Raw genomic sequence first — 15,188 nt, forward strand, 5'->3', positions numbered from 1 at the left:
GAAGCAAAAATGTTAACACGACATTAAATTCCCAGATCCATTTTCATACAGCGGTCATTGTCAACCATGTTGGCATGGGAGTTTGCCATCCGTGGACCAAATCCCACCGCCATTGGACAGGGTCTGCACCACGCCTTGACCACTGGTGTTTACCCCCAACGACAAGACTCATCATTTCCCGTAAATTCTTGTCGCATAAATAGCACGATCGTTCGTTTTTTATCAGGAGCATTTCAATGAAGCACTTTCAACTGGCACTGACCGCTTTGGCTGCGGCTGTTCTGACCGCTTGCGGTGGCGGTGACAGCGTGTCCAATGGCCCGACGGTTGACCTGTCGGGCAACCGCGGCAGCCTGCGGGCCACTCCCGCGCTGCTGACGTCGCTCACCCCTCAGCAATTCCAGGCCGCCGCACCGGCCAGCCTGTTTGCGGTGACGGGCACCCCCAAGTGCACGGTCAACTTCAATTACTTCCAGTACGGCACGGTGGGTGCCAAGGGTGAAGCCACCACGGCATCGGCCGGCCTGATGGTGCCCAGTGGCACCGACGCCGCCTGCACGGGCAACCGCCCGGTGTTGCTGTACGCCCACGGCACCACCGTGGACAAGAAGAAGAACATGGCCAGCCCCCAGGACAGCGAAGCCGCCCTGATTGCCGCCATGTACGCGGCGCAGGGGTACATCGTGGTGGCCCCCAACTACGCGGGTTACGACGCGTCCCCCCTGCCCTACCACCCCTACCTGGTCATGGACCAGCAAGCCAACGACATGGTGGACGCCCTGACCGCTGCCCGCAAGGGCTTTGCCGCCACCGGGGCTAGCGCCAACAGCAAGCTGTTCGTGAGCGGTTATTCCCAGGGCGGCTACGTGTCCATGGCCACGCAGCGGGCCTTGCAACTGGCGGGGTCTCCGGTCACCGCTGGCGCCCACATGTCAGGGCCCTATGCGTTGGGCCGCATGGGTGACGCGGTGTACGCGGGCAATGTCAACCTGGGTGGCACCGTGTTCTCTCCCCTGCTGACCACGGCGTTCCAAAAAGCCTACGGCAACATCTACAGCACGCCGTCGGACATGTACAACGACACGTTTGCCACCGGCATCGAGACGCTGCTGCCCGGCACGTTGACCACCACGGAACTGTTCACCACCGGCAAACTGCCCGCCACCTTCATGTTTGAAGGCACCGCACCGTCGGCCCAATTTGCACCGTTCTTCGGCAGCCCGGCCCTCATCAAGACCAGCTACCGCCAGGCTGTGCTGGCCGATGCCGCCACCAACCTCACCAACCCGCAACACCCCCTGCGTCAAGCCGCCTACAAGAACGACCTGCTGAGCCAGAACTGGACCCCGGCCCAGCCCATGCTGCTGTGTGGCGGCAATGCCGACCCCACGGTGTTCTACGCCGTCAACACCCAAGGTGCCCAAGCCTACTTCGCGGGCAAGGGCCTGCCCGCGCAGGCGGTCACCGTGTTGGACGTGGACAGCACCCCCTCCAGCGCTGCCGATCCCTTTGCCGCCGCCAAGGTGGGGTTTGCCACCGCCAAGGCCAGCACCGCGGCAGCGGGTGGCAGCTCGGCCGTGGTCCAGGCTTACCACGGCTCGCTGGTGCCCCCGTTCTGCAACGCAGCGGCACGCGGGTACTTCTCCCAGTTCTGACGACCCGACCCACGCCCCCTTTTGGAGACAGCACACATGAAACACAGCATCATTGCGGCGGCCTGTTTGGCCTGCACCGGCGCGGCTTGGTCCCAAGTCACCCTCTACGGTCTGGCCGACATCGGCGTGACCCACGTCACCGGGCTCACGGGCGGCACCAAGACGGCCGTCAGCAGCGGCATCATGGAAGGTTCGCGCTGGGGCCTCAAAGGCACCGAAGACCTGGGCGGCGGCTACAAAGCCCTGTTCACCCTGGAAAGCCGCCTGGAACTGACCGACGGCAGCCTGGGCAACCGCCCCGCGTCGGGCAACCAGATCCCCGACCGGCTGACCGCCGGGCTGCCCTCGGCCGTGGCCACTGGCGTGGCCAACGCCATTGGCCCCTCTCTGGGCGTGAACCACGTCAACCCCAAGGGGTTTGACCGGCAAGCCTGGTTGGGTCTGGTGACGCCGATCGGCGGCATCCTGGCCGGTCGGCAATACACCCCGGCCTACGAGACGGCGGCTCAGTTCGACATCATGGGCACCCAAAGCGCGCTGTCGCCAGGTCAAGTGGCCTCGGTTCCTGCGGGCTTTGACATCCGTTACGACAACACCTTCCAGTACCGCGTGATCCAAGGCCCCTGGAACGCGGCGCTGATGGCCAGCCTGGGCCCCCGCACCACCAGCAGCGGCAACCGCTTGCTGGGCATGAACGTCATCTACAAGGGTGACCGCTTCCAGGTGGGCTTCGGGCACAACGAAAAGCGCAACTCAGCCGGTCAACGGGCGTTGCAATCCACGCTGGTCGGCGCATCCACCACCCAAGGGGCGTGGACGGTGTCGGGCTTTGTGGGCCGAATCCGCGAGCCCAACCCCACGGCAGGCCCTGAGCTGACCGCCGGTCTGACCGCCGCCGGCGTGCCCACCGCGCTGGTGACCAACGTGATCGACCGCCTGAAGCAAGACGCGCAGCTCCTGCACCTGGGGGTCCGTTACGACTTGGGTGCCGCCGGTCAGCTGTCGGTGGCCGTCAACCGCCTCAACGACAAGCGCGGCACCAACGCCGACGTGACCTCCTACGGCATGGCCTACACCTACCCGTTGTCCAAGCGCACCAACCTGAACATGGTGGTCACCCGCTTTGTGAACTCCACCAACGCGCAATCGGCCCCCGGCGGTGCTGGCTACCTGGGCGGGGTGACGGCCTCTGCGGGCACCGACTCCACCTCCATCGCCCTGGGCATCCGGCACACGTTCTGACCCACACCCCACGGGTCTGAAACGCAGAAACCGCCCGAAAGGGCGGTTTCTTTTTGGCGGGAGGCGTTGCCGCCGTTCAGACCAAACCGTTCAAGCCGAAGCACCGCCCCCCGACAACGCCGCGATGGTGCCCTGGGCCACGGCACAGAGCTTTTCGGAGCCATCGGCCTGCACCGCGAACACGTCGCAGCGGCACACGGCCTGCGTCTTGCCCGCATGCACCGCATGGGCGCGGGCCAGCAGGCGCACACCCATGGCGGGGCGCACGTAGTTGATCTTGAATTCCGAGGTGACCACCGGCACGCGCAGGGCCGTGCCCCCGGCGTAGGTGAGTGCGTTGTCGGCGGCGTAGCTGACCACGCCGCCGTGCACAAAGCCGTGCTGCTGGCGAATCTGGTCGGTGATGGGAACCGCCAGCTCCACCTGGCCCGGAGACAAGGCCACCAGCTCCGCCCCGATGAGCTGGCTGAACGGCTGGGCCGCCAGCACCTGGCGGCCCATGTCCAGAAACACCTCGGGCGAGACCACCGCGTCGTTCACAGCACCTCGAAGATGCCGCAAGCGCCCATGCCACCGCCAATGCACATGGTCACGGCCACGCGCTTGGCCCCGCGACGCTTGCCTTCGATGAGGGCATGGCCGGTCAGGCGCTGTCCGCTCACGCCGTAGGGATGGCCCACGGCGATGGCACCACCGTTGACGTTGAGGCGGTCGGCTGGAATGCCCAGCTTGTCGCGGCAGTACAGCACCTGCACGGCAAAGGCTTCGTTCAGTTCCCACAGGTCGATGTCGTTGACCGTCAGGCCCAGGCGGCCCAGCACCTTGGGCACGGCAAACACGGGGCCAATGCCCATTTCGTCGGGTTCACAACCGGCCACGGCAAAGCCCAGGAAGCGGCCCAGCGGCTTCAAGCCCTTTTGCTCGGCCAGCTTTTCGTCCATGACCACGCAGGCACCCGCACCGTCGGAGAACTGGCTGGCGTTGCCTGCGCTCACCAGGCCGCCGGGCAGCGCGGAGCGCAGGCCCTTGATGGCGTCGTAGGTGGTGCCGGGGCGGATGCCCTCGTCATGCTCCACGGTCACTTGTTGGGTGATCAGACCCAGGGTCTTGTCGGCCACACCGGCGGTGACGGTGATGGGGGCGATTTCGTCCTTGAACAGGCCCGCCTCCAGCGCTGCCGCCGCCTTTTGCTGGCTGGCGGCACCGTACTCGTCCATGGCTTCGCGGCCGATATTGTAGCGCTTGGCCACCTGCTCGGCAGTTTGCAGCATGTTCCAGTAGATCTCGGGCTTTTGCTTGAGCAGCGCCGGGTCGGTCAGCATGTGCTGGTTCATTTCCTGCTGCACGCAGGAGATGCTTTCCACCCCACCGGCCACATAGACCTGGCCTTCGCCGCTGATGATGCGTTGGGCGGCCAGGGCAATGGTTTGCAGGCCCGACGAGCAGAAACGGTTGATGGTCATGCCCGAAACGCTGATGGGCAGCCCGGCCTTGAGCGCGATCTGGCGGGCGATGTTGGCGCCGGTGGCCCCTTCGGGGTTGGCGCAGCCCATGATCACGTCTTCGATCAGCTCGGGGTCGATGCCGGCGCGCTGCACGGCGTGCTGCACGGCGTGGCCACCCAGGGTGGCGCCGTGGGTCATGTTGAAAGCGCCCTTCCAGCTCTTGGCCAGCGGGGTGCGTGCGGTGGAAACGATGACGGCTTGGGTCATGGTGAAATCCTGTTTTGATAGCTGCTTGCGCTTACATATAAAGCGCTAGCAGCCAAAAATATGCTTAAAACGTTTGGCCTTCGGCGGCCAGCTTGGCCAGCAGCGGCGCGGGCTGCCAGAACTGGGCGTCGTCCAGCGGGTTCTTGGCAAAGCGCTTCATGGCCTGCACCACGTTGAACAGCCCCACCTCGTTGGCGTAGTTCAGCGGGCCGCCGCGGTAGACCGGGAAGCCGTAGCCAAAGATGTAGACGATGTCCACGTCGCTGGCCTTGTTGGCAATGCCTTCTTCCAGGATGTGGGCGGCCTCGTTCACCAGGCTGAACACCAGGCGCTGCACGATTTCCTCGTCGGAAATCTTGCGCGGGGTGATGCCCAGCGCCTTTCGGTGTTCTTCGATCATGGCCACCACCTCGGCGTTGGGGATGGCGTCGCGCTTGCCCGGCACGTAGTCGTACCAGCCCGCACCCGTCTTCTGGCCGAAGCGGCCTTTTTCGCACAGCAGGTCGGCGGTCTTGCTGTACTTCATGTCGGGCTTTTCCTGGTAGCGGCGCTTGCGGATGGCCCAGCCGATGTCGTTGCCGGCCAGGTCGCCCATGCGGAACGGGCCCATGGCAAAGCCGAACTTCTCGATGGCCTTGTCCACCTGCGCAGGCGTGCAGCCTTCGTCCAGCAGGAAGCCACCTTGGCGGCCGTACTGCTCGATCATGCGGTTGCCGATGAAGCCGTCGCACACGCCGGAGACCACGGCGGTCTTCTTGATCTTCTTGGAGATGGCCATCACCGTGGCCAGCACGTCATGGGCCGTTTGGTCGCCACGCACCACTTCCAGCAGCTTCATGACGTTGGCCGGGCTGAAGAAGTGCATGCCCACCACGTCCTGCGGACGGGCGGTGAAGTGGGCGATCTTGTTCACGTCCAGCGTGGAGGTGTTGCTGGCCAGGATGGCTCCGGGCTTGCACACGCGGTCCAGCTCCTTGAACACCGCCTCCTTGACGCCGATGTCCTCGAACACCGCCTCGATGACCAGGTCCACATCCTTCAGGTCGTCGTAGCTCAGGGTGGTGGACAGCAAGCCCATGCGCTGCTCGTACTTGTCCTGCTTGAGCTTGCCCTTTTTCACCTGGGCTTCGTAGTTCTTGCGGATGGTGCCCAGGCCGCGGTCCAGGGCTTCCTGCTTCATTTCCAGCATCTTGACGGGGATGCCGGCGTTCAGGAAGTTCATGGCAATGCCGCCGCCCATGGTGCCCGCGCCGATGATGCCCACCAGTTTCACGTCACGCTTGGGCGTGTCTTCGGGCACGTCGGGGATCTTGCTGGCGGCGCGCTCGGCCACGAACAGGTGGCGCAGCGAACGGCATTCGGGCGTCCACATCAGGTTGATGAAGGTCTCGCGCTCGTGGGCCATGCCGTCTTCGAACTTCATTTGGGTGGCGGCTTCCACCGCGTCCACACATTTGGCGGGCGCCGGGAAGTTCTTGGCCATGCCTTTGACCATGTTGCGGGCGAACTGGAAGTACGCCGCGCCCTGGGGGTGCTTGCAAGGCAGGTTGCGCACCAGCGGGAAGGCCGAGCCATCGGCGGCGTGTTTGGCCGCCACTTCGCGGGCAAAGGCCAGGGCCTCTTCGGCCAGGCTGTCGGCGGAGGCAGCCATCTTGTCGAACAGCTTCTGGCCGGGCAGTTGGGCCAGCAGTTCGCTCTTGACCGGCTCACCGCTGACGATGAGGTTGACCGCAGCCTCCACCCCCAGCACGCGGGGCAGACGCTGGGTGCCACCGGCTCCGGGGATCAGACCCAACTTGACCTCGGGCAGCGCCACGTTGCAGCCGGGGGCGGCCATGCGGTAGTGCGCACCCAACGCCAGCTCCAGGCCACCGCCCATGGCCACGGTGTGCACCGCAGCCACCACGGGCTTGCTGGTGTTTTCCACGGCGCGGATGACGGACAGCAGGTTGGGCTCCTGGATGGCCTTGGGGCTGCCAAATTCCTTGATGTCGGCCCCACCCGAGAAGGCCTTGCCCGCCCCGGTCAGCACGATGGCCTTGACCGCAGCGTCGGCCTCGGCCTTTTCCAGTCCGGCCACGATGGCCTGGCGAGTGGCCAGCCCCAAACCGTTGACCGGCGGGTTGTTCAACGAAATCACGGCCACGTCACCGTGGACGGCGTAGTCTGCGCTCATGCGGAGGTCCTTTGTGTCGGAGGGGAAAACAGAAAAACGAACGACCGTGCTAATTTAGTCGAAACTGCCGTTTTGCCCAAGCAAAAGCTTGTCCCACCCGGGACAAATCAGGGAAAACACCAACATCGTTGGAAATTGACCTTCCAGCGGTAAACGGCATGGGTGGCGTGCCTAGAATGGGCCATGACTTTTGTCATCCAACGCAACCTCCGCTGCCGTTCATGACCAGCCCCCCTGCACCCTCCCCCCGGTGTGCCAGCGTCCCCAACGGGGGCAGTGGCAGTTCCTCCACAGGGGCGGGTGTTGGCACAGGGTCTTGGAGCCGGGAAACCGGTCGCGCCCTCTGCCACCAGCTGTTGCAACAGGCGCGGCAGCAGCACCGCACCCTGACCGTGGTGTGGATCGACATCGACCGCTTCCGCCAGATCAACGACACCTTCGGCCACGCCTGTGGCGACCAGATCATCGAGAGCCTGGCCCAGCGCATCCAATCTGCCGTGCCCCCCTCCTGCCCCTGCGTGCGCATGGGCAGCGACGAGTTCGTGCTGCTGCACACCGCCCTCAGCCACACCGGGGCCGAACAACTCGCCCGCAGCATCCTGGCCGAAGTGAGCAAGCCCCTGGCCCTGCAAGGCATCGACATCCGCCCCACCGTCAGCCTGGGCCTGCACCGGGCGCACGCCGGCGAAACCGCCAGCGAGGTGCTGGAACAGGCCGACCGGGCCATGATCGACGCCAAGCGCCACGGCGGCAACCGCTGGGTGTGGTCGGGGCACGAGACGCTGCCCGGGGCGCTGGGCATTGAACATTCCCGCCGCGAGCTGGCCGTGGCCAGCCACCTGCACGAGGCCCTGGACCGCGGCGGCTTCTGGCTGCGTTACCAGCCCATCCTTCGGCCCGATGGCAGCCTGGAGGCGGTGGAGGCCCTGATGAGCTGTGGCATGGGCCACCCACCGCTGTCGCCGGGCGAGTTCATCCCGGTGGCCGAAAAAATCGGACTCATCGACAAGCTGGGCGAATGGTGCCTGATGGAAGGTGCCCTGTGCGCCGCCCGGCTGCACCGCCGGGGCTGGCCCACCAAGGTGGCCATCAACGTGTCGCGGGCCCAGCTGCTGTCCGAGGGGTTCCTCAACGCCTTGCAAGGGGCCCTGGTGTGCGCCAACGTGGCCCCGCAGTGGATCGAGCTGGAGCTGACCGAATCGCTGTTCATGGAGCAGACCCCCATCGTGCAGGACAACCTGCGCCGCATTCGCGACACCGGTGTGGGCCTGGCCATCGACGACTTTGGCACCGGCTACTCGTGCCTGGCCAGCCTGAAGGACCTGCCGGCCACCAAGCTCAAGTTCGACCGCGCCTTCATCCAGTCCCTGCCCGATGACCCGCGGGCGCTGGCCATCGTGCGCTCCATGACCGACCTGGCCCACCACCTGGGCCTGGTGGTGGTGGCCGAAGGGGTGGAAACCCCCGAGCAACTGGCCGCCTGCGAAGACGCGGGACTGGATTCCACACAGGGCTACCATCACGCCCTCCCCATGCCCGAAGACCAGCTTCTGGCGTGGATGGAAGCCCACAACCATGAATGCTGACGTCTCCGGTCCCGCCCCCTACCCCATCGAACAGTCTCTGGAAAGCCACATCCAGGACATTGACATCCCGCCGCGCCCGGCCATCCTGGCCGCCGTGCAAACCGAAATGGGGGCCGACGAGCCCGATTTCCGCCGCCTGGAGGCCCTGATCAGCGCCGACGTGGCCCTGGCCGCCGGGCTGATCAAAACCGTCAACTCGCCTTTTTTTGGCCTGGACCGGCGGGCCACCACCGTGCAGGACGCCCTGATGATGCTGGGCCTGGCCGCCACCGCGCGGGCCGTGGCCACCTTCAGCCTGCGCCGGGCCTTCCCCGACACGGGGCACTTTGAACGCTTCTGGGACGCCTCGGCCAAGATCGCCGCCCTCTCCGGCTGGCTGACCAAACGCCTGGGCTCGCTCAAGCTCAAGGCCGACGAGGCCTACACCTATGGCCTGTTCAGGGACTGCGGCGTGATCATCCTGATGCGGCGTTTTCCCCGCTACCAGGACACCCTGAAAACCGCCAACCAGGAGCGCGAGGCCTCGTTCACCGAGGTGGAGCGCAAGCACCTGCCCACCGACCACACCATCGTGGGGCGGCTCATGACGCAGAACTGGTGGCTGCCCGACAGCCTGTGCGAGGCCGTTCGTTACCACCACAACCTGGGCTACCTCAGCGGCCCCGACCTGGCCAGCCACCGCACCAGCCGCCAGCTGATTGCCGTGAGCCAACTGGCCGAACACCTGCTGCAACAGGCCACCGGCGCCTCGCAAACCGCCGAATGGCACAAGCTGGGCCGCGCTTGCGCCCACGTGCTGGACCTGAGCGAACACGACCTGCTGCAACTGCACACCGAAGTGGGCGCGCAGTTGGAGCAAATCGTTTGACCCGGGTGGCCGCGGCGCACGGGCGTCACACCTCCAGCCACTCCTTGCGGGTGTAGGTGTCGGCCTTCAGTTCCTCCGGCGTGCCCTGGAACACGATGCTGCCGTGCCCCATCACCTGCACCCGGTCGGAAATGGCCATGGCGATGGTCAGCTTCTGCTCGATCAGCAGCACCGAAATGCCCTTGGCCTTGAGCGTCTGCAGATACTGGCCCACCAGCTCCACGATCTTGGGGGCCAGGCCCTCGGTGGGCTCGTCGATGATGATGAGGTCGGGGTCGCCCATCAGCGTGCGGCACAGGGTCAGCATCTGCTGCTCGCCGCCAGACATGACGCCCGCCTCGGTGTGCTCGCGCTCCTTCAGGCGCGGAAACAGGGCGTACATGTCGTCAAACGACCAGCGGCTGCCCTTGCCGTTTCCCCCCTTGGTGCGTTTTTGGCCCAGCAGCAGGTTCTGGCGCACCGTGAGCTTGGGGAAGATGTCGCGGTTTTCGGGCACGTAGCCCAGCCCCAGGTGGGCCACCTCGAAGGGCTTTTTGCCTTGGATGTTCTGCCCCTTCCACAGGATGCTGCCCTCGCAGTCCACCAGGCCCATGATGGCCTTGGCGGTGGTGGAGCGGCCCGAGCCATTGCGGCCCAGCAAGGCCACGATTTCGCCCTGCCCCACCCGCATGTTGACGCCGTGGAGCACGTGGCTTTTGCCGTAGTAGGCATGGAGGTTGGTGATGTCCAACATGGTGGTTCTCGTGTCGGTGGCCGTCGGTGGGGTTCAGTGGCCGGCGGCCTGCGCCTCGGCCAGCACCGAGCCCAGGTAGGCTTCCTGCACGCGGGGGTTGGCGCGCACGGCCTCGGGGGTGTCAAAGGCAATGACCTCGCCATACACCACCACGGCAATCTTGTCGGCCAGGCCGAAGACCACGCCCATGTCGTGCTCCACGGTCAGCAGGGTCTTGCCCACGGTGACCTCGCGGATGAGCTCGATGAAGCGTTGGGTCTCGCTGCGGCTCATGCCCGCGGTGGGCTCGTCCAGCAGGATGACGTTGGCCCCACCGGCAATGGTGATGCCGATCTCCAGCGCCCGCTGCTCGGCGTAGGTGAGGTTCATGGCCAGCACGTCGCGCTTCTTGTGCAGGTGGATCTGGTCCATCAATTCCTCGGCGCGGTCGTTGGCGTCATCCAGGTCGGCCAGGAACTTCCAGAACGCGTACTTGTAGCCCAGGCTCCACAACACGCCGCAGCGCAGGTTCTCGAACACGCTGAGCTTGGGGAAGATGTTGGTGATCTGGAAGCTGCGGGACAGGCCCAGGCGGTTGATCTCGAACGGCTTCTTGCCATTGATGCGGTGGCCGTTGAGCAGCACGTCGCCGCTGGTGGGCGCAAACCGCCCGCTGATGAGGTTGAACAGCGTGGACTTGCCCGCGCCGTTGGGGCCGATGATGGCCACCCGCTCGCCCGCCTTCACCGCGAGGTTGACCCCGCGGATGATTTCGGTCTTGCCAAAGCTCTTGCGCAGGTCGCGCAGCTCCAGGGCCACAGGGGCGGCGTCCATGTTTTTTAAGCCTTTTTGGGCTGTAGCGCTTTCAGAAAAAGCGTGAGCAGCTACCGAATTCATAGCATCTCCCGGCGCTTGATTTCTTTCTCGATGTCCACCTGCACCTCACCCCAGTCGTGCAGGAACTGGCGGCGGGTCAGCTCGAACAGCACCAGCCCGGTCAGCATGACAAACCCCGCACCAAACCAGCTGTTGAGGCCGCGGGCGTTGAGCGTGGCGCCCATGTAACTCAGTTCGTCGCCCAGCGCCGCGTTCAGCTGCAGGTGGTAGACCATTTCGATCATGGCCCCCGCCCCGGCCAGCACCACCAGGGCCGTGCCCGCCAGCGCCAGGTAACTGGCCCAGATGCGCCGCAGGAAACCGAACGAGGCCACCCGCAGGTTCATCATGATCAGGCTGGCCACCCCACCGGGCGCATACATCACCATGAACAGGAACACCAGCCCCAGGTACAGCAGCCAGGCCTTGGTCAACTCCGACAACATCACCGCGGCCAGCACCATCAGCACCCCGCCAATGACCGGCCCGAAGAAGAACGTGGCCCCGCCCAGGAAAGTGAACAGCAGGTAGCCGCCGGAGCGCGCCGCCCCCACCACCTCGGCGGTGACGATTTCAAACAGGATGCTGCTCAAGCCCCCGGCAATGCCCGCGAAAAAGCCCGCGAAGATGAAGGCCAGGTAGCGCACCCGCTGGGTGTTGTAGCCCACAAACTCCACGCGCTCCGGGTTGTCACGCACCGCGTTGAGCATGCGCCCCAGCGGCGTGCGGGTGAAGGCAAACATCAACGCCGTGCACACAAAGGTGTAGACGGCAATGAGGTAGTACACCTGGATGCCTGGCCCGAAGCTGATGCCCCACACTGGCTGGCCCACCACGCGGTTGCCGGACACCCCGGCCTCGCCCCCGAAGAACTCCGAGAACATCAGCGACATGGCAAACACCAGCTCGGCCAGGCCCAGGGTGATCATGGCAAACGGTGTGCCCGACTTGCGGGTGGTCACGTAGCCGAACAGCACGGCAAACGCCATGCCCGCCAGCCCGCCCACCAGGGGCAGCAGGCTCACCGGCAGGGGCAGGCTGCCCTGGGCCACCAGGTTGAGGGCGTGGAGGGTCATGTACGCCCCCAGGCCCGAATACACCGCGTGGCCGAAGCTGAGCATGCCGCCCTGCCCCAGCAGCATGTTGTACGACAGGCAGGCCACGATGGCCACGCCCATCTGCGACAGCATGCTGACCGCCAGGCTGCTGCCAAACAGCTTGGGGGCCACCAGCAGCACCAAGGCAAACACCCCCCAGACGATCCAGCGACCGACGTTGTAGGGTTTGAATTCGTAATGCGTTCGAGACATGAACCCTTCACTCCTCTCGGGTGCCCAGCAGGCCCTTGGGCCGGAAAATCAGGATCAGCACCAGGAACAGGTACGGCAGGATGGGGGCCACCTGCGACAGCGTGAGCTTGACGACCGAGTTGTTGCGCACCGCCTCGCTCAGCTCAATGCCCAACTGCTGCGCCAGCGTCACCAGCGACTGGTCCACCGCCACCGCAAAGGTCTGCACCACCCCAATGAGGATGGACGCCAGGAACGCGCCCGACAGCGAGCCCAGCCCGCCCACCACCACCACCACAAAAATCACCGACCCCACCGTGGCCGCCATGGCCGGTTCGGTCACGTAGGTGCTGCCACCGATCACGCCGCCCAGCCCGGCCAGCGCCGCGCCCACACCAAACACCAGCATGAACACCCGCGGCACGTTGTGGCCCAGGGCCTCCACCATCTCAGGGTGGGTGAGGGCCGCCTGGATCACCAGCCCCACCCGCGTGCGGGTGAGCAGCAGCCACAGCGACACCAGCATCAGCACCGCCACCAGCATCATGAACGCCCGGGTGGCCGGGAACGGCGTGCACACCACACGCACCGCGGCGTCGGCAGCCACACACAGCTCGGGCGCGGCCTTGCCCCACACCATTGCCAAGCCGTTCACCGAGTGCTGCACCAACGTGAACACCGGCCCCTGCAACAGCGGGGGCGGTGCAAACTCCACCGCCACACGGCCCCAGATCAGCTGCACCAGCTCCAGAATCACGTAAGACAGGCCAAACGTGACCAGCAACTCCGGCACATGGCCGAAGGGGTGCACCTTGCGCAGCACGGTGCGCTCGAACAGCGCCCCCACACCACCGGCCAGGAGGGGGGCCAGCACCAACGCGCCCCAGAAGCCCACCACACCGCTGAGCGTGTAGCCAAAGTAGGCCCCCACCATGTAGAAGCTGGCATGGGCAAAGTTCAGCACGCCCATCATGCTGAAGATCAGGGTGAGCCCCGAGCTGAGCATGAACAGCAGCAACCCATAGCTCAGGCCGTTGAGCATGGAGATGATGAAAAACTCCATCGGTCGGTCTCCCGTGGCTGGAATTTGGACAAAAGAAAACCCGACGAGGTCAGCCCGCCGTCGGGTTCAGTGGAACGCGCCGAAGAATCAGGGGCGCTTCATCTGGCAGCTGGTGGGTGTGCTGGCCACGTAGGCCGGGAACTCCTTGACCGGTGCCAGCGTCATGCCGGTGTTCTCGGGGCTGTAAGCGTACTTCTTGTCGGCCTTCTGCCAGACGCTCAGGTACAGCGGTTGCTGCAGCTGGTGGTCGGTCTTGCGCATTTCCACCTCGCCGCTGAAGCTGTCCACCTTCAGGCCTTCCAGCGCCGTGGCCACCTTCACCGGGTCGGTGGACTTGGCCTTGGCCATGGCCGCACCCAGCGTGGTGTAGATCTGCACCACCGAGTAGGTGTAGAAGTCGTCCTTGAAGCGGGTGCGGAATTCCTCAGCCCACTTCTGCGCCTGGCCACCCATGTTGTAGTGGCTGTAGGCGATCTGGAACACGCGGCCCTCGCCGCCCGTACCCAGCGCGGTGGGCGTGCCGGTCACGCCGGTGTAGTAGGTGTAGAACTTGCCGTTGTAGCCACCCTCGTTGGCGGCCTTGATCAGCAGCGCCAGGTCAGAGCCCCAGTTGCCGGTGATGACGGTGTCGGCCCCGGAGGCCTTGATCTTGGCGATGTAGGGCGCAAAGTCGCGCACCTGGGCCAGGGGGTGCAGGTCCTCGCCCACGATCTGCACGTCGGGGCGTTTGCGGGCCAGGTTTTCCTTGGCGTACTTGGCCACCTGGTGGCCGTGCGAGTAGTTCTGGTTGAGCAGGTAGACCTTCTTGACGTCGGGCTGGTCCTTCATGAAGGTGGTCAGCGCCTCGATCTTCATGGAGGTGTCGGCGTCGAAGCGGAAGTGCCAGTAGCTGCACTTGCTGTTGGTGAAGTCGGGGTCCACCGCCGAGTGGTTGAGGAACACCACCTCCTTGCCGGGGTTGCGCTCGTTGTGTTTGTTGATGGCGTCGATCAACGCCCCCGCCACCGACGAGCCATTGCCCTGGGTCACGTAGCGTGCGCCCTGGTCGATGGCGGCCTTGAGCGCGTTCAGGCTTTCGGCGGGGCTGAGCTTGTTGTCAATGCCCACCACCTCGAACTTGACCCCCGCCGGGTTGCCCGCACCGCTGAACTTCTCGGCAAAAAACTGGAAACTCTTCAACTGGTTGCTGCCCACCGGACCCATCAGGCCCGAGAGCGGGTCGATCCAGACGATCTTGACCGTTTCACCCTTCTGGGCCATGGCGGCGGTGGACGCCACCACCAGCGCGGCCAGGGTCAGCTGCTTGAATCCGAACTTCATCGTTGTCTCCTGCTGTTGTGAGTGGCGTCCAGCTTAGCGGGAGGACGTTGCCGCCCCCTCAGGGATTGCCCTAGCCACTATCGCGGAGGTGACTGGCCCGGACCGGGCCCCCAAAGCCCCTCAACCCACCGCCACCTCAAACCCCACCACGTTGCGCTCGGCCTTGCTGAACTCCACCCCGATGAGGTGAATGGGTTCGCCCCGGGCGCGGTACTTGTCGGCATACCCCTTGGCCTGGATTTGCGCCAGCGCCCTGCCTTCGGGCACCAGCTCCACCACCTTGAACTCGAACACAAACACCTGCCCGTTGAACAGCACCGCCATGTCGATGCGGCCTTTGTTGGTGGTGTCCTCCAGCCGGATGTCCAGCCCCAGCGCCGCAAAGTGGCTGTAGAAGATGCTGGCCCAGTAACCCTCGAACTGCGCAATGGGGCTGTTGCGGTACCAGTCGTGCGGGATGGTGGCAAAAAAGGCCTGGAACAGCGCCTTCAGGCCCTCAAAGTCCTGCGCTTGCAGCAGGCGGTACAGGCGGCCAATGTGCGGCCCCGGTGTGGATGCGTTACCCACCAGGTGTTGCAGCAGGCTGTCGTTCAGGCTGGCCTGCACTTCCAGGTTGGGGTACTTCAGCGTGACCTCCATGCGCCCCGGGATTTGCCACACGCTGTCAATGGTGAGGTAGCCAGCCTGGA

Annotated in this window: 13 protein-coding genes; 4 read left to right on the top strand and 9 right to left on the bottom strand. The window is 65.1% G+C overall.

Features of this window, described 5'->3' with window-relative positions; all coding sequences use genetic code 11:
- Positions 1-236: 236 nt before the first annotated feature.
- The gene (locus tag ACYVB7_RS14265; protein WP_460508832.1) at positions 237-1,655 is read left to right on the top strand and encodes an alpha/beta hydrolase family protein; all 1,419 of its coding nucleotides are present in this window, start codon (positions 237-239) and stop codon (positions 1,653-1,655) included.
- 36 nt (positions 1,656-1,691) lie between these two features.
- Positions 1,692-2,897: a porin gene (locus tag ACYVB7_RS14270; protein ID WP_460508834.1), complete on the top strand. Its 1,206-nt coding sequence runs from the start codon at positions 1,692-1,694 to the stop codon at positions 2,895-2,897.
- Positions 2,898-2,987: 90 nt separating this feature from the next.
- On the opposite strand, the gene ACYVB7_RS14275 is transcribed toward ACYVB7_RS14270, so the two are convergent.
- The 3 genes from ACYVB7_RS14275 to ACYVB7_RS14285 all read right to left on the bottom strand — a co-directional run bounded on the left by ACYVB7_RS14275 (position 2,988) and on the right by ACYVB7_RS14285 (position 6,785).
- Positions 2,988-3,398: a PaaI family thioesterase gene (locus ACYVB7_RS14275; protein WP_460508888.1), complete on the bottom strand. Its 411-nt coding sequence runs from the start codon at positions 3,396-3,398 to the stop codon at positions 2,988-2,990.
- A 35-nt stretch (positions 3,399-3,433) separates the two neighbouring features.
- Positions 3,434-4,609: a thiolase family protein gene (locus ACYVB7_RS14280; RefSeq protein WP_460508836.1), complete on the bottom strand. Its 1,176-nt coding sequence runs from the start codon at positions 4,607-4,609 to the stop codon at positions 3,434-3,436.
- 64 nt (positions 4,610-4,673) lie between these two features.
- Entirely contained in the window at positions 4,674-6,785 is a 2,112-nt protein-coding gene (locus ACYVB7_RS14285) for a fatty acid oxidation complex subunit alpha FadB (RefSeq protein WP_460508838.1), read from the bottom strand.
- Positions 6,786-7,006: 221 nt separating this feature from the next.
- Between ACYVB7_RS14285 and ACYVB7_RS14290 the strand changes: the two genes are divergently transcribed.
- Positions 7,007-8,371: a putative bifunctional diguanylate cyclase/phosphodiesterase gene (locus tag ACYVB7_RS14290; protein ID WP_460508840.1), complete on the top strand. Its 1,365-nt coding sequence runs from the start codon at positions 7,007-7,009 to the stop codon at positions 8,369-8,371.
- Positions 8,361-9,239, top strand: coding sequence for an HDOD domain-containing protein (locus tag ACYVB7_RS14295; protein ID WP_460508842.1), 879 nt, complete (start codon positions 8,361-8,363; stop codon positions 9,237-9,239). Before ACYVB7_RS14290 ends, ACYVB7_RS14295 begins: the two co-directional genes overlap by 11 nt.
- 25 nt (positions 9,240-9,264) lie before the next feature.
- On the opposite strand, the gene ACYVB7_RS14300 is transcribed toward ACYVB7_RS14295, so the two are convergent.
- The 6 genes from ACYVB7_RS14300 to ACYVB7_RS14325 form a co-directional block, all read right to left on the bottom strand.
- Positions 9,265-9,972 carry an ABC transporter ATP-binding protein gene (locus ACYVB7_RS14300; RefSeq protein ID WP_460508844.1) on the bottom strand — a complete coding sequence of 236 codons (708 nt, stop codon included), beginning with the start codon at positions 9,970-9,972 and terminating at the stop codon, positions 9,265-9,267.
- A 33-nt stretch (positions 9,973-10,005) separates the two neighbouring features.
- Positions 10,006-10,848 carry an ABC transporter ATP-binding protein gene (locus ACYVB7_RS14305; RefSeq protein WP_460508846.1) on the bottom strand — a complete coding sequence of 281 codons (843 nt, stop codon included), beginning with the start codon at positions 10,846-10,848 and terminating at the stop codon, positions 10,006-10,008.
- Positions 10,845-12,137 (bottom strand): branched-chain amino acid ABC transporter permease, encoded by a 1,293-nt coding sequence (locus tag ACYVB7_RS14310; RefSeq protein WP_460508849.1) that lies wholly within the window; start codon positions 12,135-12,137, stop codon positions 10,845-10,847. Before ACYVB7_RS14310 ends, ACYVB7_RS14305 begins: the two co-directional genes overlap by 4 nt.
- Positions 12,138-12,144: 7 nt before the next feature.
- The gene (locus tag ACYVB7_RS14315; protein WP_460508851.1) at positions 12,145-13,179 is read right to left on the bottom strand and encodes a branched-chain amino acid ABC transporter permease; all 1,035 of its coding nucleotides are present in this window, start codon (positions 13,177-13,179) and stop codon (positions 12,145-12,147) included.
- Positions 13,180-13,266: 87 nt separating this feature from the next.
- Positions 13,267-14,499, bottom strand: coding sequence for a branched-chain amino acid ABC transporter substrate-binding protein (locus ACYVB7_RS14320; RefSeq protein WP_460508853.1), 1,233 nt, complete (start codon positions 14,497-14,499; stop codon positions 13,267-13,269).
- A gap of 120 nt (positions 14,500-14,619) precedes the next feature.
- The coding region (locus ACYVB7_RS14325) for a PD-(D/E)XK nuclease domain-containing protein (RefSeq protein ID WP_460508855.1) at positions 14,620-15,188 on the bottom strand (569 nt) is incomplete at its 5' end.

Source organism: Hydrogenophaga soli (genome assembly GCF_054777695.1).

Excerpts from the sequence above, each read along its gene's own strand:
- ACYVB7_RS14270 (WP_460508834.1), top strand. The coding sequence starts at position 1,692 with ATGAAACACAGCATCATTGCGGCGGCCTGTTTGGCCTGCACCGGCGCG.
- ACYVB7_RS14305 (WP_460508846.1), bottom strand. The coding sequence starts at position 10,848 with ATGAATTCGGTAGCTGCTCACGCTTTTTCTGAAAGCGCTACAGCCCAA.
- ACYVB7_RS14310 (WP_460508849.1), bottom strand. The coding sequence starts at position 12,137 with ATGTCTCGAACGCATTACGAATTCAAACCCTACAACGTCGGTCGCTGG.
- ACYVB7_RS14265 (WP_460508832.1), top strand. The coding sequence starts at position 237 with ATGAAGCACTTTCAACTGGCACTGACCGCTTTGGCTGCGGCTGTTCTG.
- ACYVB7_RS14300 (WP_460508844.1), bottom strand. The coding sequence starts at position 9,972 with ATGTTGGACATCACCAACCTCCATGCCTACTACGGCAAAAGCCACGTG.
- ACYVB7_RS14280 (WP_460508836.1), bottom strand. The coding sequence starts at position 4,609 with ATGACCCAAGCCGTCATCGTTTCCACCGCACGCACCCCGCTGGCCAAG.
- ACYVB7_RS14290 (WP_460508840.1), top strand. The coding sequence starts at position 7,007 with ATGACCAGCCCCCCTGCACCCTCCCCCCGGTGTGCCAGCGTCCCCAAC.
- ACYVB7_RS14315 (WP_460508851.1), bottom strand. The coding sequence starts at position 13,179 with ATGGAGTTTTTCATCATCTCCATGCTCAACGGCCTGAGCTATGGGTTG.
- ACYVB7_RS14275 (WP_460508888.1), bottom strand. The coding sequence starts at position 3,398 with ATGGGCCGCCAGGTGCTGGCGGCCCAGCCGTTCAGCCAGCTCATCGGG.
- ACYVB7_RS14285 (WP_460508838.1), bottom strand. The coding sequence starts at position 6,785 with ATGAGCGCAGACTACGCCGTCCACGGTGACGTGGCCGTGATTTCGTTG.
- ACYVB7_RS14320 (WP_460508853.1), bottom strand. The coding sequence starts at position 14,499 with ATGAAGTTCGGATTCAAGCAGCTGACCCTGGCCGCGCTGGTGGTGGCG.
- ACYVB7_RS14295 (WP_460508842.1), top strand. The coding sequence starts at position 8,361 with ATGAATGCTGACGTCTCCGGTCCCGCCCCCTACCCCATCGAACAGTCT.